Consider the following 25,557-nt stretch of genomic DNA (forward strand, 5'->3'; position numbering starts at 1 on the left):
CGCGGCAGTCGGGCGTGTTTCGTGGGTACTTCTTTGCACGAGAAAAGAAGTACCTCGCGGCGCGCTGGCGAGTCAGCGCCTGGCAGGCGGCCGGACGAAAGCACCGTAAACACCAGATGGCGAACCAGGCCCGGCCTCTCCCGGCAGGCAGTAGAAAGAACGCAATTCGCGCTCCGGGATGGCGAGCCTGAAAGGCCTCACGGTGCGCGCTACGGCACGCCAAGGTGATAGTCTTGACGCCCGCAACAACACTTGCTCGCGACCGGAATTCGAATGGCACTTCTCACCCTGCGCAACATCCACCTGGCCTACGGCATGGCCTCCCTGCTCGATGGCGTCAACATGAGCCTGGAGCCCGGCGAACGCGTCGCGATCGCCGGGCGCAACGGCGAGGGCAAGTCCACCCTGCTCAAGGTCATCACCGGCGAAGCCCAGGCCGATTCCGGCGAACTGACCCGCCAGGATGGCCTGACCACCGCCTACCTGACCCAGGAACTACCGCCCGGAATCGAAGGGACGGTCTTTGACGTGGTCGCCGAGGGCCTCGGCGAGGCCGGCCGGTTGCTGGAACGCTTCCACCACCTGAGCCAGGCCGCTGCATCGGGTGACATGGACGCCCTGGACAAGATGGGGCCGGTGCAATCGAAACTCGACGCCATCGACGGCTGGAGCCTGCAGAACCGGGTAGAGACCACGATTTCGCACCTGAGCCTGGATCCCGAGGCGCAGTTCGCCGCGCTGTCGGGCGGGCTGAAGCGACGGGTGTGGCTGGCGCGCGAGCTGGTGCAACGCCCGCAATTGCTGCTGCTCGACGAACCCACCAACCACCTGGACGTGGCCGCGATCCGCTGGCTGGAACAGTTCCTGATCGAGAGCGGACTGACCGTGGTGTTCATCAGCCATGATCGCCAGTTCATGGAGAGCGTGGCCACGCGCATCCTGGAGCTGGACCGCGGGCATCTGTACGAGCACCCACCATCCATCGAGGCCTTCCGCGAGCGCCAGGCCGAAAGGCTGGAAACGGAGGCGACCCAGCGCGCGGAGTTCGACCGCAAGCTGGCCCAGGAGGAGGTCTGGGTGCGCCAGGGCATCAAGGCGCGACGCACCCGCAACGAAGGCCGCGTGCGGGCACTCCAGGCATTGCGTCGCAAGCGTGCCGAACGCCGTGAACGCGGCGGCCAGGTAAAGATGAAGCTGAGTCCGGAGCAGCGCTCCGGACGCCTGGTGATCGAGGCGGAACACGCCGATTTCGGCTACGACACGCCCATCGTGCGCGACGTGAACCTGCTGCTGCAGCGCGGGGATGCCCTGGGCATCGTCGGACCCAACGGGGCCGGCAAGACCACCCTGCTGCGCGGACTCCTGGGCCAGATGGAGCCGCTCGCAGGCAGCGTCAAGCTGGGCACCCAGCTGGAGATCGCCTACTTCGATCAGGCCCGTGCCCGTCTGGACGAGGCGACCACGGTTCAGGATGCGGTCGGCGAGGGCCGCGACCGGGTCATGGTCAACGGCGAGAGCCGCCACATCCTGTCCTATCTGGAAGACTTCCTGTTCCCGCCCGCGCGTGCCCGCCAGCCGGTATCGGCGCTGTCCGGGGGCGAGCGCAACCGCCTGCTGCTGGCGAAGCTGTTCCTGCGCCCGGCGAACCTGCTGGTGCTCGACGAGCCGACCAACGACCTGGACGTGGAGACGCTGGAGCTGCTGGAGCAGCTGCTGATCGAGTACACCGGCACCGTTATCGTGGTCAGTCACGACCGCTCTTTCCTCGACAACGTCGCGACCTCCACCCTGGTCCTGCCGGGCGATGGCGCGGTCGAGGAGTTCGTCGGCGGCTGGTCCGACCTGCCCGAACGGGTCACCCGGCGCCTGCTGGAGGGCGAGTCCGGAGCGACCGCGAAGGCCGAGCCCGCGGCGAAACCCGCGGCGCCCGCACCCGAGCCGGCACCGACGACCCCACGCAAACGGTCCTACAAGACCGCGCGCGAACTGGAGGCCCTGCCGGCACAGATCGAGGCCCTGGAACAGGAACAGCAAAGCCTGACCACGGCCATGACCGAGCCGGATGCCCTGCGCGACGGTGACCGCATGCGCGAACTGCAGGCGCGGCTCGAAGCCGTCGAGTCAGAACTGGCCCTCTGCTACGAGCGCTGGGAACAGCTGGAATCCGACTAAGCCCCGGCACGTCTATCCTCCGGCGACTCCCTGAATAACCGGCTCAACTCTGAGCGCGGCCGGCCGTAACAGGGGTTGAATCACCACCTTTCGAGTCCGCGGTCGTAATGGCCGCGGCCGGTTCGTGAAGCGCCGGACACAAGGCGCCCAGAAGGAGTCATCGCATGCTGGACAAACTCTCCATTCGGGGGCTACTGATTGCCGGCTTTGGCCTGGTGGTCGCCATCCTGATCATCAACTCCCTGCTGGCCCTGCGCGCGATGAGTACGGGCAGCCAAGGGGTTGAACAGCTCACCCAGGCCGACTACCCGGCGGTAGCCCGGGTCAATGACGTCGAGCAATTGCTGCAGGAGAGCGCTGCGTTTCTCGGGTTCTACCTGATGAGCGAGGAGCAGTCCCACCGCGACGCGTGGCAAAACGCGATGCGTGACCTCGATGGCGCAACCCGCGCCCTGAACGACAACCCGGTGATCGCTGCCGACGAGGAACTGTCCGCCAGCGCAACCGAGGTCCGCCGCCTGGTCAACCAGTTCGCCAGCTTCGAGGACCGACTGATCGAGGTTGCCGAAAACGCCGCCGAAAACATGCCGGCGCTGGGAATCGCCAATGCCCGGGCCAACCCTGCCAGCCGCGAGATGACCCAGCAGACCAACATGATGATCAGCGCCGAGATGGGCCTCCCGCGCTTCCAGCGGTCCTGGGATCGTCTCGACACCCTGCATGACCTGCGCATGTCGGTGGTGCAGGTCACCTCGAACCTGCGCGGTTTTATCGCCTTCCGTGACGATGCCTTCCGCGAGAATGTCCGACTGTTCGCGACTCGCACCAACGACATCACCGCACAGCTGATGGACCAGTTCGACGAGCTGGACTTCGAACAGCAGATCGCGCTGGAGGACTTTCAGGGGGCGCTGGACACCCAGAACACGGCGCTGGATGACCTGATCGAGATCCACGGCAGCGAACAGGCGCTGCAAGACGCCTACCTGATCCGTACCGAGATCGGGCCCGTGCTAATCGAGGCGCGTGACCACCTGCAGGGACTCAGCGAGCGGATTACCAATCGCGCCGAGCGCAGCGCCGCCGCCCTGACCGCCGACATGCGCGCGACCCAGACCACCCAGGGCGTACTGGCCCTGATTGGCGTGATTCTGGGCTTGGCCGGCGCGGTGTTCATCATCCTGGTGGTCCGGCGCGCCCTGGCCCACTCGACCGCGGCACTCGAGGAGATCGCGGACGGCGACGGCGACCTGAGCCGCCGCCTGGACGAGAACGGCCTGATCGAAACCGCACAGCTGGGCCGGGCCTTCAACCGCTTCACCGACAAGATCGCCCAGGCCATCGGCAATGCCCGCGGCGGCACCGAGACGCTGAATCGCGCCACCGAGAACCTGAACCAGGAGGCCTACCAGGCCCGCGAGGCCGTCTCGCGCCAGCGCGACGAGACCGACCGCGTCGCCACCGCGATCAACGAACTGCAAAGCAGCGCCGAGGAGATCGCCCGCAACACCGATGCGACCTCCCAGGCGGGCCAGGAGGCCGGGAATGCAGTGAACAACGGCTCCGAGGTGATGAGCAAGAACATCGAGTCCATGGCCTCGCTGCTCGGGACGGTCGAACAGGCGGCCGACACCGTGGCCAAGCTGGGCGAGGACTCGAAACAGATCGGGACCATCCTCGAGGTGATCCGCGGCGTGGCCGAACAGACCAACCTGCTGGCCCTGAACGCGGCCATCGAGGCCGCCCGCGCCGGTGAACACGGCCGCGGCTTCGCGGTGGTGGCCGACGAGGTACGCAAGCTGGCGACCCGTACGCAGGAATCCACCGACGAGATCGAGACCATGATCGCGCGCCTGCAGTCCGCCACCACCAGCGCGGTGAAGGCCATGCAGCACGGCCAGGAAGAGGCCGAGGCCACCATGGAGCACACCTCCGAGGTGAACGGTGCCCTGCAACAGATCCGCCAGTCGGTGACCACGATCGTGGAGATGACCGAGCAGATCGCGGTCGCCTCGCGCGAACAGAGCACGGTAGTCGAGGACATCAACCGCAACATCGTGCAGATCTCCGACGAGGCGGATCAGTCGGCGAATACCGCCGACCGCGTCAGCGCCGCCTCCGACGAGCTCAAGCAGGTAGAGAAGGAGATCCAGCAGGCACTGGCCCAGTTCCGGCTCTGACCGGGCGGGTTACAGGCTCCGGGCCTCCAGCCAGTTCCGGGCGGCGCGACGCAACCTTCGGGTGACGCCGCGCCGCCCGGAAACCTCCAGCTCGCGTGCCAGTCGGTCCCAGTCGATGGGCTGCGCCAGGCTCGCCTCGAGCAGCTGACCTTCCGGCTCGTCCGGCGGCGCCACCGCCAACTGCCGCAGCAACGCGGGAAGCGCCCACTCCAGGGGCCGCGCCCGCTGGGAAAAGGCTCGGACCTCCTTCAGATCCGCCACCGGGTCAACCGGCGGCAAGGGACAATCTCCCTCCGCATCCTGATCCCCAAGGACTTCGCTCACCATGGCCGCGGTCGTGTCCGGCAGGAACCGTGGATGCCAGGCCGGCCAGTCGCGCCGAAAGGCCGCCAATGCTTGTTGCAGCCGGGGCTGCAATCGGGGCGCGGTCGCACGCAGGACCACGCCGCTCACCTGGCCACTGGCCGCATCCGGCTGGATGCCGACTCGCACCAGGCCATAACCCGCGCGCAGCCAAAGGTGCAGCAACACAGGTTGCAGCCCGAAACTCGCGCCAATCAGCGCCACCCCCTTGGCACCAGCCCGGTCCGCGACCGCACGCAACAGACGACTCCCCAGGCCCAGCCCCTGCCAATGCGGATGCACCGCAATGCGCTGAATGCGCCACGCGCCCTCCCCCGCCAGGTCGAAGTCACCCCGGGCCGCAACGGTGCACGGCAGGAAATGCCCCTGCGGGCGCCGTTCGCCCGACCAAACCGCTTCGGCTATCCCGCGTTCCAGTTCGCCCTCTTCCTGGATCAGAACCACCCCGAACAGGGCGCCATCCGCCGCCCCTTCCAGCAGCAACAGGTGAACACCCGCATCATCCAGCCAGCGCGCCAGATCGGAGGGCCGTGTGCGGTAATGGGCATCTGCCAGCAGGCCCATTACTGCCTCCAGGGTTTGCGGCGTGTCCGCGAGCGCCGTGCCCGTGCTCCAGCGCAGCCGCACGGCCTGGGAGACCGGGGGGCGACTCGCCGCCTCCAGCAGGAACAGCCGATTCATCCAGTCCTCGAGCGGATCGCCCCGGGCCCAGCGGACCGGTGTATCCAGGGTCTGTAGCCGCACGCAAAAGCCCGCCCCCTCCAGGGCCGGCAGCGCACGCAGCCGAAAGCCCTGTCCACTCCCCTCGAAGCCGCCGGTCGTGGTCGCCAGCACCAGGCGCCGTGCCAGCCGGGCCAACTGGAGCAGGCGCTCGACCGGCATGCTCGCGGCCTCGTCGATGATCAAGGTATCCAGCGGTTCCGCGTGTTCCAGCAAAACGTCCGGGGCCCGGTAGTGCCATTCCGGCGCGTGCGTCCAATGTCGGGCGCGCGCCAGCAATGCGTCCACGGCCCGTGGTCCCGGCGCCGTCAGCGTGATCGTGGATTCGCCGCGCTGCAGTGCCGCGCCCAGGAACTCGCCCAGCAGGGTCGACTTGCCGCGGCCACGCGGGGCGGTCAACGCCACACATTCGCCCGGCGCGAGTCCCGCCAAATGCCCCAGCGCGACGGCCTGATCCGGCGTCCACGCAAACGGGCCCGCCGCCCTCGGCATGATTCCGGGCAGTCGATCCGCCGACGGCGGCTCCACGGTCCGCACCCACGGCTCGGCCAGTGCCGCCTGCCAGCGGCGGGCAAACGCCCCGTCTCCGCCGGTGCCGTCGAGGATCACCAGGGTGCCACCGCCGAGCAGCAGGCCTGCGACCGTGACCAGGGCATCCACCGCGAGCGGTTGCCGGGCCTCGAATACCAGGGCCTGTACCTCGTGCCCCAGCCAATGCCCAGCCTGCGCCGGCGCCACATGCGGCACCCCGCCGGGCGGCGAACGCCCCACCCACAGCACCGGCCCCTGCGCCGCAGCAGCCCGCAGCCAGTTCGCAGCCGCCTGCCAGCCTGCATTATCGGCAGACAACCGGTAGAGCGTACGGGCCTCCATGTCAGTGGCTCCCTGGGATCAGATCACGCATGAACGAACGAGTTTCCGGGGATGAAAGCGGCCATCTCCTCACGCTGCCGGGCCGAAGATCCAGCCATTGATCGGGCGGCCGGGGTGAAACTTGTCTCAAGGTTTAATGCTTCCAGCCGTACAAGATTTTTACAAAGAACTGGAACAATACTGTACAACACCTGTACAGTGTGACCGAGTTCATAAAAGGGTACTGCAGATGACCCCCATTGCGTTGCCGAAACGCCTGCGCATCGATACCGCAGCCGAATGCTGGCAAGTACTGCGCGCGGCACTGGATGTCGGCGAAGACCTGCAGCTGGATTCGGCGGCCGTGACGGATGTGGATGCCGCCGGCGTGCAGGTCCTGCTGATGGCCCGCCATTCGGCCGCCCGCAATGCGCAAGGTTGTTCGCTAACCCGGACCAGCGCGGTGCTGGCCCAGGCCCTGCAGGCCCTGGGCGTACCCGACGACGGGTTTGGATCGAGCGCCGCACAACACGACGACAAGGATTCAGGAGACATGAATGGCTAAGGTTCTGGTGGTGGACGATTCCGCCTCGATGCGCCAGATGGTGGCATTCACCCTCAAACAGGCGGGGCACGAGGTCGTCGAGGGCCGTGACGGCAAGGATGGCCTGAGCAAGGCCCAGGGTGCCAAGGCGGATCTGGTGATCACCGACGTGAACATGCCGGCCATGGATGGCCTGCAACTGACCCGCGAGCTGCGCAAGCTGGGCGGCTACAAGTTCACCCCCATCCTGGTGCTGACCACCGAGGCCGGGCCGGAGAAGAAGCAGGAAGGCAAGGCCGCCGGCGCGACCGGCTGGCTGGTGAAGCCGTTTGACCCCGATCAGCTGATGAACACCGTCAACCGGGTGCTGCGCTAATCATGTCGATCGACATGGCCCAGTTCATCGATGCCTTTCTCGAGGAGAGCTTCGAGGGGCTGGAGCGCATGGAGACCGAACTCCTGGCGCTGGACGGCGGCGACCCGGAGACGCTGAACACGATCTTCCGCTGCGCCCACTCGATCAAGGGCGGAGCCGGGACCTTCGGGTTCGGCGCGATCTCCGGGTTCACCCATGGTGTGGAGACCCTGCTGGACCGTATGCGCAACGGCGAGCAGGAGGCGGCCCCGGAGACGGTGAACCTCCTCCTGCGCGCAGTGGATACGTTGCGCGCGCAGTTGCATGCCGCCCGCGATGGCGGCGAGGCCGATGCCGCCGAGGTGGCCGAGGTGCGCACCCTGATCGAGGCCCACCTGGGGGATGCCGCACCCACGGGCAGGCCGGCGGACAACCATGGGGTCGCGGACTCTGGCGGCGCGGATGCCCCCGCCGACGGGAACCGTACTGGCCCGCGTGGCTGGCGGATCCATTTCCAGCCCTACGCGGACCTGATGCGCACCGGCAACGACCCCCTGCGGATGTTCGAGGTGCTGGAGGAACTCGGCACGCTCAGCGTGCACTGCGAGACCGATCGCCTGCCGGACAACGCGGATGCCTTCGATCCGGAGGACTGCCACCTCGCCTGGACCCTGGAGCTGGAAGGCGATGCCACCCGCGATCAGGTCCAGGAGGTCTTCGAGTGGGTCGAGGACGAGAGCGATCTCCTGATCGAACCCCTCGACGCGGTCAGCGAGCCGACCACTGAAGCGCCCCCACTGACACCGGAGCCGGCAGAAATGGGCGCGACCACCCCCCGTCCGCCGGAGGCCCCCGCTGCACGCGGCGGCAGCGGTAACCGTGGGGCGGAATCCAGCTCCATGCGGGTGAACGCCGGCAAGATCGACGCCCTGATCGACATGGTGGGCGAACTGGTGATCACCCAGTCGATGTTGACCGATATCAGTGATCAGCTCGAGGAGGACCCGTCAAAGATCGAGGCGCAGATCGAGCGCCTGCGCACCGGTCTCGGCGAGCTGGAACGCAATACCCGCGAGCTGCAGGAAAGCGTGATGAGCATCCGCATGGTGCCGATCGCGCAGGTATTCAACCGCTTCCCGCGCCTGGTGCACGACATCTCCGGGCAGCTGGGCAAGCAAATCGAGCTGACCCTGAAGGGCGAATACACCGAGGTCGACAAGACCGTGATGGAGCACCTGGGCGACCCGCTGGTGCACTTGGTGCGCAACGCCGTGGACCACGGCATTGAAATGCCCGACGAACGCGCGGCGGCCGGCAAGCCGGAGACCGGCCAGGTCACCCTGGAGGCCTTCCACCGCGGCGGTAACGTGGTCATCGAGATCCGCGACGACGGCAAGGGCATGGATGCCGACCGCATCCTGGCCAAGGCCCGCGATGCCGGGCTCGTCGGGCCCAACCAGCACCTGGATCGCCACGAGATCCTGCAGCTGGTCTTCGAGCCCGGTCTGTCCACGGCGGACCAGGTCAGCGACCTGTCCGGTCGCGGCGTCGGCATGGATGTGGTCAAGAAGAACATCCGTGGCCTGGGTGGCAATGTCGAGCTGGAGTCGGAACCCGGCAAGGGCTCGCGCCTGACCATCCGCCTGCCGCTGACGCTGTCGATCATGGATGGCCAGTTGCTGAAGATCGGCGACGAGACCTTCGTAATCCCGCTGATCGCGATCGTCGAGTCGCTGCAGACACTGCCAGAGAGCGTGAAACAGGCCTTCGGCAAGCTGCCGCTATACCGCCTGCGGGACGAATACATCCCGATCGTCGACCTCGCGGCCCTGTTCGGCCGCACCGAACCCAGCCCGCTGCCGGAACGCGCCCTGCTGGTGGTGGCCGAGGCCGACGACCAGCGTGTGGCGCTGCGGGTCGATGACCTGCTCGGTCAGCAACAGGTCGTCATCAAGACGCTGGAAACCAATTTCCGCAAGGTCCCCGGCACCGCCGGCGCGACCATCCTCGGGGACGGCCAGGTGGCCCTGATCCTGGATATCGCCGGGATCGCGCGCATGGCTAGCGGGCGCGATACCCGCGCAGCCTGATCATCAAGGAGCCGAACGCAATGGCGAACGACGCAACCCAATCGATCCACGACCCGGCCACCGCCGGCGAGGACCAGTACCTCACCTTCATCCTCGCGGAGGAAGAATACGGCGTGGACATCCTGCGGGTGCAGGAGATCAAGGGCTGGGAACGCCCCACCCCCCTGCCCAACACCCCGGACTACATCCGCGGCGTGATCAACGTACGCGGCATGATCGTGCCGATCATCGACATGCGCCTGCGCTTCGGCATGGAGCCGATGGACTACGGCCCGACCACGGTGGTGATCATGCTGCGCGTGGTGGGTGAGGAACGCGAACGAGTAATGGGCGTGGTCGTGGATGCGGTCTCCGAGGTCTACAGCATTGGTGCGGACAACCTGCAACCGGCACCCGACTTCGGGACCCGCATCGGGGTCAACTTCGTGCGCGGCCTGGCAACCGTCGAGGAGCAGATGATCCTGGTGCTGGACATCGACACCCTGCTGGGCCCGGGGCTGATTGCCAGCGCGGATGCCATCGAGGCCGAGGCGACGGCGTAAGCCCGACCTCGCACACGAACCATGCGAACCATCGCGGTGATCAACCAGAAAGGCGGGGTCGGAAAGACGACCGTAACCCTGAACCTGTCGCATGCCCTGGCCCTGCGGGGATACCGGGTGCTCGCCATCGACGCCGACCCGCAAGGTCATCTCAGCATGGCCTTCGGGCTGGAAGACCCCGCCGGTCTGGACCGCGTACTGCAGGGTGGGGCGCGGCTGCAGGATGCGTTCAGCGAGGCCGGCAACGGGCTGCAGATCGTCGCTGCCGGGGACCAGCTGCAGGAGGTCGAGAACCTGAACCAGGGCGGCGCCGAACGCGGCTGGCGCCTGAAGAAGGCCCTGGACGCGCTGGAGCAGCCATTCGATTTCGTTCTAATCGACTGCCCGCCCTCCGCCGGCCTGTTGGGCATGAACGCGATCATCGCGGCCGAGGAGATGCTGATCCCGGTGGCCGGTGACTTTCTGGCCCTGAATGGACTTTCGCGGCTGATGCGCATCCTCCAGGGCGTCGAGGCGCGCCTGGGCTCGACCCGCAAGAAGTGGATTGTGCTGTCGCGCTTTGTCGAGCAGCGCCGGCATGCCCGCGAGGTACGCGAACGCATCCGCGAGCACTTCGCCGATGCGCTCCTGCCGACCACCATCCGCGAGACGGTGGTGCTGGCCGAAAGCCCGAGCTTCGGGCAGACGATATTCGAGTACCAGCCGCGTCACCGTGCGGCCGAGGACTTTCAGCAACTGGCCGCCGACCTGGTCGCGGCCGGGGCACTAACAACCACCCGCCCGACGGCGGCACACGCCTGAGCCTCGAGCCAGGGAGAACGGGCCATGACGACACGCAAACGCAACAAGCTGGGCAATGACCCGCTGGGCTGGCTGGACGAATCCAGCGCGGCCGGCGAGGCGAGCGGCGACGAGGTCTCGGGCGCGACCCGGCCGACCGCTACGGCTACGGCCACGCCCGAGCCCCTATCCGGCCCGCAAACCGACACTTCCAAGAAAACGAACAAACCCGCGCGTCGCCGCACCCCGGCATCGCGCCAGACGAACAAGCAAAGCGAGGACACCCCGATGGCCGCCATTCCGCAAACCGACACCGGCAGTGACCAGAACAGCCTCTTCATGCGTGCCGCCGTGCAAGGTGCGCGGACCGCGCTGATGATGTGCGACAGCGAGATGAACATTGTCTACGCCAATCCGGCCGTGGTCGAACTTCTGCGCAACCGGCGCGACACCCTGCGCCGGGAGTTCCCGGGCTTTGATCCGGACAACCTGGTGGGTCAGTCGATCGACCAGTTCCACAAGGACCCGACGCACCAGCGCGCAATCCTTCAGAACCCCAAAAACCTGCCCTTCGAGGCCCGGATCCAGGTCGCCGACCTCAAATTTCGTCTAAACGCGACAGCGGTGCTGGATGACGCCGGCAACTACCTGGGCAACATGGTCGAGTGGCAGGACATCACCGAACAGGAACGCGTGGAGCAAGAACGCACGCGAATGCGCGCCGCGGTCGAGGGTTCGCAAACCGCGCTGATGATGTGCGATCCGGACATGAATATCGTCTATGCCAACCCTTCCGTGGTGAGCCTGCTTCGCAGCCGTAGCGATGTCTTGCGCCGGGAGTTCCCGAACTTCGATCCGGACAACCTGGTGGGGCAGTCGATCGACCAGTTCCACAAGGACCCGACGCACCAGCGTGCGATCCTCCAGAACCCCGCGCGTCTGCCCTTCGAGGCAAACATTCAGGTCGCGGACCTGTATTTCAACCTAAACGCGACCGCCATTATCGATGCCGACGGGAACTACGCCGGTAACATGGTCGAATGGCGTGACACCACCGAGATGCGTCGGGCCGAGGATGCCATTGACGCCCTGATCAAGGACGCGGCTGCCGGCAACCTCGGCGAACGCCTGCTGCCGGAGGACTACCAGGGCTTTGCGCGCAATATTGCCGAGGGTGTCAACGAACTGTTGGACGCGGTGGTCCCGCCGCTGCGCGAGGGCTCCCGGGTCATGCAAGCGATGTCCGAGGGCGATCTGGCCGTGCGTATGGAAGGCGACTTCCAGGGAGAGTTCGGGAAATTCCGCGACGCCATCCACACCTCGCTCGAGAACCTCGACAACCTGGTTGGGCAGATCCTCGAGGGCGCCGGCAACGTGCGCTCGGCCTCGGCCGAGATCGCCCAGGGCAACACCGACCTGTCCCAGCGCACGGAAGAGCAGGCCTCCTCGTTGGAGGAGACGGCCTCGTCGATGGAGGAGATGACCTCCACGGTCAAATCCAACGCCGACAATGCCCGCCAGGCCAACCAGCTCGCCAGTGCCGCGCGCGACAAGGCGCAGGAAGGCGGCCAGATCGTCGAGAAGACGGTCTCGGCGATGGGCGAGATCAACCAGTCGTCAAAGAAGATCGCCGACATCATCGGCGTGATCGACGAGATCGCGTTCCAGACCAACCTGCTGGCGCTCAACGCGGCAGTGGAAGCCGCCCGCGCTGGCGAGCAGGGGCGTGGCTTTGCCGTGGTCGCCACCGAGGTGCGCAACCTGGCACAGCGCAGTGCCCAGGCCGCGAAGGAGATCAAGACCCTGATCAACGACTCGGTAGAGCGCATTGGCGAGGGCAGCAAGCTGGTCGACAACTCCGGCAAGGCGCTGGAGGAGATCGTCGACTCGGTGAAGAAGGTCTCCGACATCATTGCCGAGATCGCCGCCGCCAGCGAGGAGCAATCCACCGGCCTCGACGAGATCAACAAGGCTGTGACCCAGCTCGACGAGGTTACCCAGCAGAACGCCGCGCTGGTCGAAGAAGCCGCAGCCGCCAGCGAGTCGCTGGACGACCAGTCACGCGAGCTGCTGGACCTGATGGGCTTCTTCAAGGGCGTTGAGGCACCGAAGGCCCGCCAGGCCATGCCGCAGTCGACTGCACGACCAGCCACCGGCAGGGCGGCTAGTGGCACGCCCGGACTGAAGCGCCCGGCCTCCGCCGGCGGCAACCACGAAGGCGGATCGGCCAAACGGCCGACCCCGGCTCCCTCGCGCCAGGCGGCGACCGAAGAATGGGAAGAATTCTAAGGCCCCGCAATCAATCCATCTCAGGGAGACACTGATTGGCCGCCTCCGACCGCCTGAGCGAACGCGACTTCCGGCGCGTTGTCCGCCTAACGCAGGAACGCACCGGAATCATGCTCAACGAGAGCAAGAAGGAGCTGGTATTCAGCCGGCTCTCGCGGCGGCTGCGCGTGCTCGGGCTGGATGCCTTCGACACCTATCTGGACCGAGTCGAAGGGGATGACGAGGGCGAAATTGAGGAGTTCATCAATGCGCTGACCACCAACCTGACCGCGTTCTTCCGCGAACCGCATCACTTCGAGATGCTGGGTGGCCCAGTGCTGCAGGAGATCCGACGGCTCAACCCGAACGGCCCGCTGAAGGTCTGGTCGGCGGGGTGCTCCACCGGCGAGGAGCCCTACTCCATCGCCATGACCCTGGCCGAGGCCCTGCCCTCGCCGGATGAGGTACGCATCCTGGCCACCGATATCGACTCGCGCGTGGTCGAGCATGCCGACGCCGGGGTCTATGACGCGAAGCGCGTCACCGGCATCCCGGGCGCACGCCAGCAACGCTGGCTGTTGCGCGGCAAGGGGGCCAACGAGGACCGGGTGAAGATCCGCGACGAACTGCGCGCCATGGTGCACTTCCGCCAACTGAACCTGTTCGATCCGTGGCCGATGAAGGGCCCGCTGGACGTAATCTTCTGCCGCAACACGCTGATTTACTTCGACAAGCCAACCCAGAAGCAGTTGGTGGAGCGCTTTGCCCAACTGCTACGCCCGGAGGGCTATCTTTTTATCGGTCACTCAGAGTCCCTGTTCCGCGTGACTGATGACTTCCGGCTGCTGGAACAGACGCTGTACCGGCGGGCCCGCTGATGCCCACCCTGCCGCAGCTGCACGATGGCGCCTTCGCGCACATCAATCGTTACTGGGATCGGGCGCATGCCTGCCCGGCGGCGAAGCTGCTGCCAGGCGAATGCTATGTCACGGTATCGCGTTCGGAGCTGATCACGACGGTACTCGGCTCCTGCGTCTCCGCCTGCGTATGGTCACCCGAAGCCGGGGTCGGAGGCATGAACCATTTCATGCTGCCGGATGGCGACCGCAACAGCGGCTGGGGGCCGGCCGTCTCCAACGCCACCCGCTACGGCACCCATGCGATGGAATTCCTGGTCAACGAACTGCTAAAGCTGGGAGCCCGGCGCGAGGATCTGCGCATCAAGATGTTTGGTGGTGGCCGCGTGATGGCCGGAATGAGCGATGTCGGCGCGGGCAACATCGCCTTCATGCGCCGGTTCCTGCAGGACGAGAACCTGGAACTGGTGGCGGAAGACGTGGGCGGGCGCTGGCCGCGCAAGGTCGTGTTCTTCCCCGCCACCGGGCGGGCACGGGTCAAGAAGCTCGTGTCCCTGCACAACAACACCCTGCTCGAACGCGAGCAGGACTACCGCCGCCGACTGCAGGACGAACCCCTGCAGGGCGACGTGGAGCTCTTCTAGATGTCTGCCACCTCCAAGCCCATTCGCGTCCTGGTCGTCGACGACTCGGCCCTGATCCGCAAGCTGCTTACGGAAATCCTGTCCCAGGCGCCGGACATCGAGGTCGTGGCTGCCGCCGCCGACCCCTTCGACGCTCGCACCAAGATCAAGCAACACGAACCGGACGTGCTGACCCTGGATGTGGAGATGCCGAAGATGGACGGCATCACCTTCCTGCGCAATCTGATGCGGCTGCGCCCGATGCCGGTTGTGATGGTCTCGTCACTGACCGAGGAGGGGGCCGACGTGACCCTGGAGGCGCTGGAGGTCGGCGCAGTGGATTTTGTCACCAAGCCCAAGGTGGATGTCTCCCATGCCCTGCAGGACTACGCCGACGTGCTGATCGACAAGGTCCGCACGGCCGCGCGCGTCCGTCTGCAGGCACGCAGCGCCACACCCGCCACGGCACCGCAGCGGCTGGCCAGCGCGGGCAGCGGACGTTTCCGAACCACCGACCGGGTCATCGTCCTGGGCGCCTCTACCGGTGGCACCGAGGCCCTGCGCGAGGTGCTGGTCGCGCTGCCGCCGGACGCCCCGGGCATCCTCATCACCCAGCACATCCCGGCCGGGTTCAGCCGCGCCTTTGCCGAACGCATGGACCGCAACACCGCACTCAGCGTGAAAGAGGCCGAGGACGGCGATATCGTGATGCCCGGGCACGCCTATGTGGCCCCAGGCAGCGACTACCACCTGCGCCTGGCGCGCGACGGCGCCCGCTACATTTGCCGCCTCGACCAGGGCGGGCCGGTGAACCGCCACCGCCCCAGCGTCGACGTGCTGTTCAACTCCGCCGCCGAGCAGGCGGGGGCCAACGTCGTCGCCGCCCTGCTGACGGGCATGGGCGACGATGGCGCCCGCGGTCTGCGAGCGCTGCGCGACGCCGGCGCCCACACTATCGCCCAGAACGAGAGCACCAGCCTGGTCTGGGGCATGCCTGGCGAAGCGGTCAAACTGGACGCCGCGGTGCAGGTACTGCCGCTGGGGGGCATCGCCGCGTCCCTGATCCGTGACCACCGCAACGCCGCCGCATCCGGCCAATAGGAGCAATGTGAATGGACGACCGCATGCAATGGCTCACCCGTGATTCGGCCCAGAAAGGCCTGGCGCTGGCACTGACCGCCCTGCTCCTGCTCGCGGCCATCATCGCCGGCTTCTACGCCGCCTGGTGGCAGGCACTGGCCGCCACGACCCTGGCCGGGCTGGCGGCGGTTCTGGCCCTGGGCATCCAGCAGCGCGGGCCGACAACCGCTGACACCGTGTCCGATGAGCGCGCCTCCCCGGGCCAGCCCACCGGCGGGAGCGAACTCTCCGACGAACTGGATCAGGCGATGGATTTCGAACTGGGGCAGCTGTCGGCCGAGATCGGCCGCCAACGCGGGCTGATCGCCGAGGCGGTGAAGGAACTGGGTTCCAGCTTCAACGAGATGCACCAGATCGCCGGACGCCAGATGGAACTGATGACCAGCGAGGTCGCCCAGGACGGTGACGACGAGGGCATGACCCATGCCGAGGTCATCACTGAGCTGACCCGCAAGTCCGACGAGACCCTGCAGATGTTCATCGACACCCTGGTCCAGATCAGTCGCCAGAGCGTCGAGAGCGCCCACCACATGGAAGACATGAGCCAGCACATGGACGGGGTGTTCAAGCTGCTGGACAGTGCCGGCGCGATCGCCGGGCAGACCAACCTGCTGGCGCTGAACGCCAGCATCGAGGCCGCCCGCGCCGGCGAGGCCGGACGCGGCTTCTCGGTAGTTGCCGACGAGGTACGCTCGCTGTCGCAGCGTTCGGCAACCTTCCATGACGACATCCGCAAACAAATCGACCAGGCCCGCGAGTCGATCAGCAAGGTGCATGGCACGGTACACGACATGGCCTCGCGCGACATGAACGAAAGCATGGGCGAAAAAGAGCGCATTACTCACCTGTTCGAATATGCCAGGCGCGCCACCGACGAACTGGACGAGCGTATCCGCGAGGAGGCAGAGTTGAGTGAGCGCATGAATCAGGCGGTTTCCATCGCCGTGCGCTCACTGCAATTCGAGGACATTGCCCGACAGTCGCTGGTCACCGCCGAAGAGGCGGTTACCCACCTGCAGGAACTGCAGGGTATCCTGCACGAGGCCCGCTCGACCGAAGACGCCCGGGCCATGGCGCAGCGCGTGCGCGAGTGGCGCGACCGGCGCCAGGAGAACTACCACCGCGCGGTGGACCAGCAAAACATGGCCACCGGCGACGTGGAATTGTTCTGAAGTCTTGCCATCCAACACCCCGCCGACGTCGCCCTTCCGGCATCACGCCGGCCATCAGCCGCCGGGGAAGCGCAGCTTCATTCGCGCCTCCCCGCGGCACGTCGGATGTGCCACCGGAATCGACCGGACCACACGGTTGATTCCGCCGCAAGCTGCGACTCGGGTTTGCAGCGTCGCTTGCGCCGAACAAGCCAGGGTGGCTTTGTTCAGCGCCTACTTCACCGGGCACGAAGCCCCCAAAGCGCCAGGAATCGCATATGAGTATCGAGCAACACACCTCCGACGACGGCAAGGAAGTCCGCATCCGGGTCAAGGGTCGCTTCGACTTCGAACAGCACCAGGACTTCCGCGCCGCCTACCGCGACACCGCCGGGACTGGTGTGCGTTACACCGTGGACCTCTCGCAGACCGAATACATGGACAGCTCCGCGCTGGGCATGCTGCTCCTGCTGCGCGAACACGCCGGAGGCGAGTTCTCCGATATCACCGTCGCCGGGGCCTCCCAGGGCGTACGCAAGGTGCTGGATATCGCCAATTTCGGCCGCCTGTTCCGCATTCAGTAGCAGGGTCGTGGACGAACAGACCGACATCCCGACCAGCAACGAATCCTCGCCGGGCGATCTGATCTCCGGCGAGGGACTGGTGCTGGTGGTCGACGACGACCCGCACAACCGCCGCCTGCTGCGAATGATGCTGATGGGCGCCGGATACCGAATCCGCGAGGCCAACAACGGTCTTGCGGCCGTGGAGGCCTGCCGCGAGCAAGTGCCGGACCTGATCCTGATGGACGTGATGATGCCGGAGTTGGACGGCTACCAGGCCACCTCCCGCATCAAGGCCGAGATGGGCCACCACTTCGTCCCGGTGATCTTCCTGACCGCCCTGGACGATGAGAATGCCCTGCTGCGCGGCATCGAGTCGGGCGGGGATGATTTCCTCAGCAAGCCGCTGAATCTCGCGGTCCTCAAGGCCAAGATCCATGCGATGGAGCGCCTGCGCGACCTGCACACGGGGCTGCAAAGCCGCAATGAGGCCCTGCTGCGCGCCCAGGCTCGCCAGGCCTGGGAAGAAGAGACCGCCGAAGGCCTGTTCTCGCGCGCCATCACCCGCCGCAATCGCGGCCTGGATCGGTTGCGGCTGCACCGCTACGCGGCCTCCACCTTCAGCGGCGACGTCGTGCTCTCCGGGTACACCCCCGACGGAGCCCTGCGCGTGCTGGTCGGGGACTTCACCGGCCACGGCCTGACTGCCGCGATCGGGACGTATCCGGTCAGCGAGACCTTTCACACCCTGACCCAGGAGGGCGTGGACGACCAGGAACTGCTGCACGAGCTGAACCACGTCCTGTACGACTTCCTGCCAGCCGCGATGTTCATGGGCGCGCTGCTCGCCACGTTTTCCGCGGACGGCCGCCGGGTCCGCCTGTGGAACGGCGGCATGCCCGATGCCTGGCTGTGCAACACGCAACAGGACCGGGTACGGCGCATCCAGTCCCAGGCCATGCCCCTGGGCATCCTCGGCCGCCTCGACCACGATACCGGCGCCCGTTCCTTCGACCTCGACGAGGGCGACTGGCTCACGCTGGTCAGCGACGGGGTGCTGGAGGCCACCGATGTCGCCGGGACCGCGTTCGGCGAAGACACGATCCTTCGGGACTGCCAGGCGAGCCGATCTGCCGAGGACGCCTTCGAGCGCATCCGCGAGGCGCTGGAGGCCCACTGCGGCGATCAGACACCCACCGACGACATGACCCTGGTGACCATCGACTGCTCTCCCGCCGTGGTCACCGAGAGCGAGCACCCGCAGGATCGCCAGCTCCGGGGCACCCTGCGCTGGTCGCTGGAGGCCAGTGACCAGCGCCTGGCCGAGGTTGATCTGGTCGGTGCCGCCCGAACCCAGCTGCTGGAATGGCTGCCGAACCTGGGGGGTGGACACGCAGAGGCGCTGCAGACGGTGATCGCCGAGCTTTGCAACAACGGCTTCGAACACGGCGTATTGCGCCTGGACTCCGACATGAAGGCCACGGTGGAGGGCTTCGAGCAGTACTACCAGCAGCGGACCGAGGGGCTGCGCGACATTCGCGGCCGGATCGGCATCTCCCTGCGCTACCGGCCCATGGCCGGCCAGCACTGCATCCGCATCCGGGTGCGCGACAGCGGGCCGGGCTTTGACCACCGCCAGATCCAGGAGGCCCTGGAAGGCCGTGGCGACAAGCGCCTATGGGGGCGCGGTCTGAACCTGGTGCGTCAGCTCTGCGAGCAGGTTCGCTATCACGGCAGCGGCAACCTGGTGGAGGCGGATTATCGTTGGGGCGCCGCCGCGGGGACCGGGTCCAAGGGTGGAGTGTCAGGATGACCTACGCCCTGGAAGCCATGCACAGCCCGGCGCCGATCGATCTGGTCAACGCCCTGAGCGAGGCGGTGCTGTTCGTCACGGCCGATGGCCACGTGCGCTACGCCAACCCGGCGGCGGAACGCTTGTTCGGCACGACCGCCTGCAGCCTGGACGGACGCGACCTGGCTGCCCTGATCACACCCCGCGATCCGGCCTTCGATCTACTCGAACGGCTGCGCGAATCGACGCGCGCGGATGGCTGGATCCCCCGCCGCGACCCTGTTGAACTCCTCTGCGAGGACGGCCAGTCGCGGCCGGCCCTGCTCGATATCGGAACCTGCCAGCACACGCATGAACACGTGCAGTTCGTGGTGCTGCGCGAGCAGCGGCCGGGGCACCCCGCCGACACGCCGGAACAGGCCGAACACCTGCGCGAGGCCATCGACCTGCTGACCCGTCAGGTGCAAGAGCGCATGCGCGCCGAACAGGCCCTGCAGGACAGTCATCGGCGCCTGGTGGCCGCGCAGCGTGTAGCCCGGATCGGCCACTGGGAGCTCGTACTGGAGACCGCCGAGCTCCAGCTGTCATCCAGTGCCAGCGTCCTGTTCGGGCATGACAAGCAGCCCCGCTCCATGACCCGCGAGGCACTGGTCGAAGCCACCCATCCGGATGACCGCGCGGCCCTAGGCTTTGCCCTGCTGCGTCTGGCCAACGGGGAAACCGAACGTTTCTCGATTCGGCACCGCCTGCTACTGCCCAACGGCGAGGAACGCTATATGCTGGCCGAGGGCGAGCGCGCCGAGGATTTGCCCGCCCGTATCCTCGGCATCCATCAGGACCTGACCGAGCGCGCAAAAACCGAGCAGGCACTGTTCAAGCTCGTAAATTTCGACGCCCTGACGGGCCTGCCCAACCGCACCGGGCTGCGCAGCCGATTGCGGGCCACCCTGAGCGAGGCCGAGCGTCAGGGGGAGTCGCTGGCGGTACTGCTGCTGGACATCGACCGTTTCACATCCATCAACAGCACCCTGGGCCATGACGTCGGGGACGCCCTGTTGAACGCGCTGGCCCAGCGCATGCAGAACCTGCTGCGCCCGCGCGACACTCTGGCCCGCCTGGCCGCTGACGAGTTCGCCGTGATCCTGACCGAGATCGAGAACCTCGCCCATGCGCAGGAACGCGCCCAGACCATTCTGGATCACTGCTCGGAACCGTTTGCCCTCGGGAAGGGCCTGCATGTCGCCACCAGCAGCGTGGGCATCAGCCTGTTCCCGCAGGATGCACGCGGCAAGGACGACCTACTGCGGCACGCCACCAGCGCCCTGCACGAGGCCAAGGGTTCGGGCGGCAACACCTGCCGCTTCTATACCCAGGAGCTGAACACCCAGGCGCGCGAACAGCTGGAGCTGGAACAGGGACTGCGTGGCGCGCTTCGCCAGCAAGAATTCGAGCTCCATTATCAACCCCAGATCGGACTGAATCGCGGCGACCCCGTTGGTGTCGAGGCCCTGATCCGCTGGCATCACCCCGAGCGCGGCATGGTATCGCCGGGCGACTTCATCCCGCTGGCCGAGAAGACCGGGCTGATCGTGCCCATCGGCGACTGGGTCCTGCGCACCGCAACCCGGCAACTGGCGGAATGGGATCGCCTGGGCCTGCCACCGCTGCGCCTGGCCATCAACCTGTCCGCCCGGCAGTTCGCCGACCCCGAACTGCCCGAGCGCATCCTGGAGACCCTGCAGGCGGCCGGGCTCGCCCCCGAGCGCCTGGAGGTGGAGATCACCGAGAGCGTACTGGTCGAGGATATCGACGCGGCGGCCGCGATGCTCCAGCGTCTGGTGCACCTGGGCGTCTCGGTGGCGATCGACGACTTCGGCACCGGGCAGTCGTCCCTGCGCTACCTGCGGCGGCTGCCGCTGACCACGCTCAAGATCGACCGTGAATTCACCTGGGGCATCGGCAACGACCCGGACGACGAGGCGATTACCCGGGCGATCATCGGCCTGGGCAAGACCTTGAAGCTCCGGGTATTGGCCGAGGGCGTGGAGACTGAACAGCAGCACGCCTTCCTGCGCGACATGGGCTGCGACGAGGTCCAGGGCTTCCTGCTCGGCCGTCCGATGCCCGCCGCCCAGCTCGAACGCGAATGGAAGGAACACTCGCACACCGGGGTAACCGCATTGGGTGTACACCACAGAGGACGGGGCGAAAACCGAGGACGGCCTTGAAGCGAGCAGGATGCTGATGAGCGCAGCGAATCGCATCGATCCCACGGGGCAACCCGCCCCCGATGCGTTTCACATAGCTCAACGCATCCGACCGCTGCACGCCGCGAATCCGCCTGAAGGCCTTGTGGTGTCCTCTGTGCCTTCTATGGTGAGAACGCTTTTCACCTGACCCTTCTGCGTGTCTTCGTGGGCTTCGTGGTAGACAATCCCTCCATCGGCAAAACCAAGGAGAAAGAGCATGCAGGACGGCAGTTTCGGTTCGGCACTCGTCACCGGTAACTCCAGCGGTCTGGGCCTGGGCCTCACCCGGGCACTGCTGGAACGCGGCGCGAAGGTCTACGGCATGAGCCGGCGCGGCTGCCCCGAGGCCGGGGTGAGCGGCGACGAAAAAGTGGATCTGGGCGATTTCAACGCCACCGGGGCCGCAATGGAGCGGCTGCTGGGCGGCGTGGACCGCGTTGATCTGGTGGTGCTAAACGCCGGGCTACTGGGCCACATGCAGCGCATGCAGGACGCGCCGATGGACGAGTTGCGTCTGCTGATGGACGTGAACACCTTCGCCAACAAGGTCATCCTCGACGCGCTGCTGAAGCAGCGCGTGGCCGTCGGCCAGATCATCGCGATCTCCTCCGGCGCGTCGGTCTCCGGGCATGCCGGCTGGAGCGGCTATTCGCTATCCAAGGCCGCGCTGAACATGATGATGCAGCTCTACGCGCACGAATTCCCCGAAGAGACCGCCATCAACGCCTTCGCCCCGGGCCTGGTCGACACCGCGATGCAGGACTACCTGTGCGACGAGGCCGACCGCGAGAGCTTCCCGGTGCTCCAGCGCCTGAAGGCGGCGCGCGGCACCCCGGACATGCCCGACCCGGAAAACGCCGCGCGCGCCATCCTGGATGCCCTGCCGCGCCTGCGCCACACGACCCGCGGCAGCTTCGTCGACATCCGCCAACTCTGACGCCCGTTTCGGTTTCGCACGCAGAAAATTGCGGTGGAAACGCTCTTGACGCTGCCCTTCTTCGCGGCTTCGGGCGGTTGGGGCGCGGACCGCGACCCAACCCGGAAAATCGGCTTCGCAGCGCCAAAAAAGGTTCATGAAGGTGCGTTGGATTTTGCCTGGGATGGCGCGTATAGTCGGGAGCGTGATTCGTGGTTGAGCGACAACACTAGGAAGTTTCTAGTTTCTGAACCAGTGCTCCCGTTGATCTGTTGGCAGCATGCCGCGAACACATTTGTTAGTTACATGAAGAGGTTACAAGTTGTGAATACTGGTGTTGTGAAGTGGTTCAACGAGAGCAAGGGTTTTGGTTTCATTACCCCCGATGATGGCGGCAAGGACGTGTTCGTCCATTTTTCCGCGATCAGCGGTTCGGGTTTCAAGACCCTGGCCGAAGGCCAGAAGGTCTCCTTTGAAATCCAGGAAACCGCCAAGGGCCTGGCCGCCGGCGAAGTGACCGCCATCTAAGGCGCCGCTCCCAAGGCTGACGGCTCCTTCGTTGGACCGTCCGAAAAGGCCGCCTCCGGGCGGCCTTTTTCGTGTCCGGCGTTCTGCATTCACCACGAAGCACACGAACAGACGGATTCGCAGTGCTCATCCGCAGTGCAATCGCCCTTGACCCGGACCTCCTGCATGTCTTCGTACGCTTCGTGGTGAATGCAGAAGTTCATCGAGAATGATTCAAGTACACTGCGGGGCTTTCCCGAAGGCTGCTCCCGCACGCGATGAACCGCCTGTTTCGCTCCACCGCCGTCGTCAGTGGCATGACCATGATCTCCCGGATCATGGGCTATCTGCGCGACATGGTGCTGGCGGTCACCTTCGGCGCCGGGCCGGCCACCGACGCCTTTTTCGTCGCCTTCCGCATCCCGAATTTTCTGCGCCGACTGTTCGCCGAAGGCGCCTTCAACCAGGCCTTCGTTCCGGTGTTCGCGGAGTTCCGCGAGAAGCGCGGGCGCGAGGCCCTGCGTGATTTGCTGGATCACACCGCCGGCACCCTGATGACGGTGGTCACCGTCGTGACCCTGATCGGGATCCTGGCGGCGCCGGCACTGATCTGGGTGTTCGCCCCGGGGCTGGGCACCCAGGAGGCCGGGCGCCAGGACCTCGCCGCAGCCATGCTGCGGATCACCTTCCCTTATCTGCTGTTCATCTCGCTGACCGCAATGGCGGCCGGCATTCTCAACAGCATCGGGCGCTTTGCGGTGCCGGCCTTCACCCCGGTCTTCCTGAACCTGTCGATGATCGTCGCCGCGCTGTGGCTGGCGCCGATGTTCGACGAGCCGGTGGTGGCCCTGGCCTGGGGGGTGTTTATCGCCGGGGCCCTGCAACTGGCCTTCCAGATCCCCTTTCTGTGGCGCGCGGGGCTACTGCCGCGCCCGCGCTTTGGACGCGCCCACGAGGGGGTGCGCCGGATCGTGAAGCTGATGCTGCCGGCGATCCTCGGGACCTCGGTGGTACAGATCAACCTGCTGGTGGACACCCTGATCGCGTCGTTCCTGGTGGCCGGATCGATCTCCTGGCTGTACTTCGGCGACCGCTTCGTGGAGCTGCCGCTGGCCCTGTTCGGGATCGCGATCGGCACGGTGATCCTTCCGCGCCTGGCGCGGCAGTACAACCTGGCCGACCCGGCCGCCTTCGGTCGCACCCTGGACTGGGCCCTGCGCCTGGCGATGCTGGTCGCCCTGCCGTCGATGGTCGGTCTGGTCGTGCTCGCAGTGCCGATCCTGGCCACGCTGATCCAGTATCAGGCCTTCACCCAGTTCGATACCTACATGACCGCGATGGCCCTGGCGGCCTATGCCCTGGGCCTGCCCGGCTTCATCCTGATCAAGGTGCTGGCGCCTGGCTTCTTCGCTCGCCAGGACACCAAGACCCCGGTGAAGATTGCGATCATCGCCATGCTCTGGAACATGGTGCTGAACGGCGCCTTTGTGCTGCCGTGGTATCTCTCCGGCACGCCCGGAGCGCACGCCGGACTGGCGCTGGCCACCTCGGCCTCGGCCTATATCAACGCCGGGTTGCTCTACCGCGGGCTGATCCGCGAGGGCATCTACCAGCCAGGACCGGGTTTGCGCTCGTTACGCCTGGGGCTGCCCCTGGGGCTCGCCGCGATGATCGGGGTGCTGATCTGGCTCTCGCCGGAGTTTGGCCAGTGGACCGAGTGGCCCGTCGACACCCGCCTGCTGGCGCTCACCGGCCTGATCCTGGCCGGCACCGCCACACTCGCCGCCACGTTGTGGCTGACCGGCGTGCGCCCGCACCACTTGCTGCTGCGCGAAGGCACCGATCAATGATGCCGGGGAAGGCCCCGGCGGGTTATACTTTCGGTTTTGCGCGGGATCGGGGCGATGCGGCTGATTCGCGGCCTGGGGCCGGCCGACAGCAAGGCGTTCGAGGCAGCCGGCATGCATGGCGCGGTGGTGACCATTGGCAACTTTGATGGTCTGCATCGTGGTCATCAGGCTGTTCTGGGACGGCTACTCGAGGCGGCGCAGGATCGCCAGGCGCCGGCGCTCCTGATGACCTTCGAGCCGTTGCCACGCGAGTACTTCGCCGCACGCTCCCAGGCCCCCGCGCCACCCGGCCGCCTGCAGCGGCTGCGCGATCGCCTGGTGACGCTGGGCGACAGCGCCCTCGGCGCAGCCTGGGTCCTGCGTTTCGACGCGCAGCTGGCGGGGCTTTCGGCCACGGCCTTCATGGAGGAGGTCCTGCATCGCCGTCTGGGCGCCCGCCATGTGCTGGTGGGCGACGACTTCCGTTTCGGACGCGGACGCGAGGGCGATCAGTCGGCCCTGCAGACGGCCGGCAAACGTCTTGGCTTCACCGTCGAATCCACCCCGACGGTGCGTGACGCCGAGGGGCGCATCAGCAGCACGCGGGTGCGTGCCGCCGCCGTCGCCGGCGACTTCGCCCGCGTGGCGGAGCTCCTGGGGCGGCCCTACCGGCTGCACGGCCGGGTTGCACACGGCGACAAGCGCGGGCGCACCATCGGCTTTCCCACCGCGAACCTGCGCCTGGGGCCATGGCCGCTGGCACTGCGCGGGGTGTACTCCGGCTGGCTGCGCCGGGCCTCCGGCGAGGCCCTGCCCGCCGTCGCCAACATCGGCTGGCGTCCGACGGTGGGTGGCACCGAACAGCGTCTGGAGGCCCACGTACTCGAGGGCCAGCCCGACCTGTACGGCGAGGCCGTCTGTTTTGAACCCGTCGCGCAGGTGCGCGGCGAACAACGCTTCGAGGGACTGGAGGCGCTGCGCGCGCAGATCGCGCGTGACGTCGAAACCGCCCGCACGCAACTCTCCGCACACGACTGAAACCGGCCCGCAGGGCCGATCCGGAA

Annotated in this window: 19 protein-coding genes and 2 pseudogenes; 20 read left to right on the forward strand and 1 reads right to left on the reverse strand. The window is 66.7% G+C overall.

All coding sequences use genetic code 11. The features are described 5' to 3' along the window. Window positions 1-273: 273 nt before the first annotated feature. Both B0684_RS00010 and B0684_RS00015 read left to right on the forward strand, forming a co-directional pair. Window positions 274-2,172 carry an ATP-binding cassette domain-containing protein gene (locus tag B0684_RS00010; RefSeq protein WP_018175594.1) on the forward strand — a complete coding sequence of 633 codons (1,899 nt, stop codon included), beginning with the start codon at window positions 274-276 and terminating at the stop codon, window positions 2,170-2,172. A 164-nt stretch (window positions 2,173-2,336) separates the two neighbouring features. Then, window positions 2,337-4,352: a methyl-accepting chemotaxis protein gene (locus tag B0684_RS00015; RefSeq protein WP_018169250.1), complete on the forward strand. Its 2,016-nt coding sequence runs from the start codon at window positions 2,337-2,339 to the stop codon at window positions 4,350-4,352. 9 nt (window positions 4,353-4,361) lie between these two features. Here B0684_RS00015 and B0684_RS00020 read toward each other — a convergent pair whose 3' ends face one another. Then, window positions 4,362-6,308, reverse strand: a complete 1,947-nt coding sequence (locus B0684_RS00020; RefSeq protein ID WP_018650609.1) for a GNAT family N-acetyltransferase — start codon at window positions 6,306-6,308, stop codon at window positions 4,362-4,364. Window positions 6,309-6,537: 229 nt separating this feature from the next. Here B0684_RS00020 and B0684_RS00025 point away from each other — a divergent pair, with 229 nt between their 5' ends. The 18 genes and pseudogenes from B0684_RS00025 (at window position 6,538) to ribF (ending at window position 25,531) form a co-directional block, all read left to right on the forward strand. Next, window positions 6,538-6,852, forward strand: a complete 315-nt coding sequence (locus tag B0684_RS00025) for an STAS domain-containing protein (protein WP_018650610.1) — start codon at window positions 6,538-6,540, stop codon at window positions 6,850-6,852. Continuing rightward, on the forward strand, window positions 6,845-7,207 hold the full coding sequence (locus B0684_RS00030) for a response regulator (protein ID WP_018650611.1): 363 nt from the start codon (window positions 6,845-6,847) through the stop codon (window positions 7,205-7,207). The genes B0684_RS00025 and B0684_RS00030 overlap by 8 nt, the downstream gene beginning before the upstream one ends. A gap of 2 nt (window positions 7,208-7,209) precedes the next feature. After that, window positions 7,210-7,600: pseudogene (locus B0684_RS14060) on the forward strand (Hpt domain-containing protein); the annotation flags it as partial. 68 nt (window positions 7,601-7,668) lie between these two features. Beyond that, window positions 7,669-9,276: pseudogene (locus B0684_RS00035) on the forward strand (chemotaxis protein CheA); the annotation flags it as partial. 20 nt (window positions 9,277-9,296) lie between these two features. Then, the gene (locus B0684_RS00040; RefSeq protein WP_018650613.1) at window positions 9,297-9,818 is read left to right on the forward strand and encodes a chemotaxis protein CheW; all 522 of its coding nucleotides are present in this window, start codon (window positions 9,297-9,299) and stop codon (window positions 9,816-9,818) included. Between the two features lie 21 nt (window positions 9,819-9,839). Then, a complete protein-coding gene (locus B0684_RS00045) occupies window positions 9,840-10,619 on the forward strand; it encodes a ParA family protein (protein ID WP_018650614.1) in 780 nt (259 codons plus the stop codon). Between the two features lie 24 nt (window positions 10,620-10,643). Continuing rightward, window positions 10,644-12,887, forward strand: coding sequence for a methyl-accepting chemotaxis protein (locus B0684_RS00050; RefSeq protein WP_018650615.1), 2,244 nt, complete (start codon window positions 10,644-10,646; stop codon window positions 12,885-12,887). Window positions 12,888-12,922: 35 nt separating this feature from the next. Further along, window positions 12,923-13,744 (forward strand): CheR family methyltransferase, encoded by an 822-nt coding sequence (locus B0684_RS00055; protein WP_018650616.1) that lies wholly within the window; start codon window positions 12,923-12,925, stop codon window positions 13,742-13,744. Further along, entirely contained in the window at window positions 13,744-14,367 is a 624-nt protein-coding gene (cheD, locus tag B0684_RS00060; protein WP_018175588.1) for a chemoreceptor glutamine deamidase CheD, read from the forward strand. Before B0684_RS00055 ends, cheD begins: the two co-directional genes overlap by 1 nt. After that, window positions 14,368-15,447, forward strand: coding sequence for a protein-glutamate methylesterase/protein-glutamine glutaminase (locus B0684_RS00065; RefSeq protein ID WP_018169260.1), 1,080 nt, complete (start codon window positions 14,368-14,370; stop codon window positions 15,445-15,447). A gap of 11 nt (window positions 15,448-15,458) precedes the next feature. Next, on the forward strand, window positions 15,459-16,658 hold the full coding sequence (locus B0684_RS00070; protein ID WP_018650617.1) for a methyl-accepting chemotaxis protein: 1,200 nt from the start codon (window positions 15,459-15,461) through the stop codon (window positions 16,656-16,658). 257 nt (window positions 16,659-16,915) lie between these two features. Next, window positions 16,916-17,221, forward strand: a complete 306-nt coding sequence (locus B0684_RS00075) for an STAS domain-containing protein (RefSeq protein WP_018650618.1) — start codon at window positions 16,916-16,918, stop codon at window positions 17,219-17,221. Window positions 17,222-17,228: 7 nt separating this feature from the next. Continuing rightward, the gene (locus tag B0684_RS00080) at window positions 17,229-19,013 is read left to right on the forward strand and encodes a SpoIIE family protein phosphatase (RefSeq protein ID WP_018650619.1); all 1,785 of its coding nucleotides are present in this window, start codon (window positions 17,229-17,231) and stop codon (window positions 19,011-19,013) included. Beyond that, a complete protein-coding gene (locus B0684_RS00085) occupies window positions 19,010-21,220 on the forward strand; it encodes a putative bifunctional diguanylate cyclase/phosphodiesterase (protein WP_018650620.1) in 2,211 nt (736 codons plus the stop codon). Before B0684_RS00080 ends, B0684_RS00085 begins: the two co-directional genes overlap by 4 nt. 238 nt (window positions 21,221-21,458) lie before the next feature. Further along, window positions 21,459-22,178 (forward strand): SDR family NAD(P)-dependent oxidoreductase, encoded by a 720-nt coding sequence (locus B0684_RS00090; RefSeq protein ID WP_018650621.1) that lies wholly within the window; start codon window positions 21,459-21,461, stop codon window positions 22,176-22,178. A gap of 303 nt (window positions 22,179-22,481) precedes the next feature. Beyond that, entirely contained in the window at window positions 22,482-22,685 is a 204-nt protein-coding gene (locus B0684_RS00095; RefSeq protein WP_026182047.1) for a cold-shock protein, read from the forward strand. A 257-nt stretch (window positions 22,686-22,942) separates the two neighbouring features. Next, window positions 22,943-24,514, forward strand: coding sequence for a murein biosynthesis integral membrane protein MurJ (gene murJ, locus B0684_RS00100; protein WP_018169266.1), 1,572 nt, complete (start codon window positions 22,943-22,945; stop codon window positions 24,512-24,514). Window positions 24,515-24,568: 54 nt separating this feature from the next. Continuing rightward, complete coding sequence (gene ribF / locus B0684_RS00105; protein WP_018650622.1) at window positions 24,569-25,531, forward strand: bifunctional riboflavin kinase/FAD synthetase; 963 nt, start codon at window positions 24,569-24,571, stop codon at window positions 25,529-25,531. The last annotated feature ends 26 nt before the right edge of the window (window positions 25,532-25,557 follow it).

Origin of the sequence: Thioalkalivibrio versutus (genome assembly GCF_001999325.1) — a bacterium.
In the GTDB taxonomy this organism is placed as follows: Bacteria; Pseudomonadota; Gammaproteobacteria; order Ectothiorhodospirales; family Ectothiorhodospiraceae; genus Thioalkalivibrio; species Thioalkalivibrio versutus.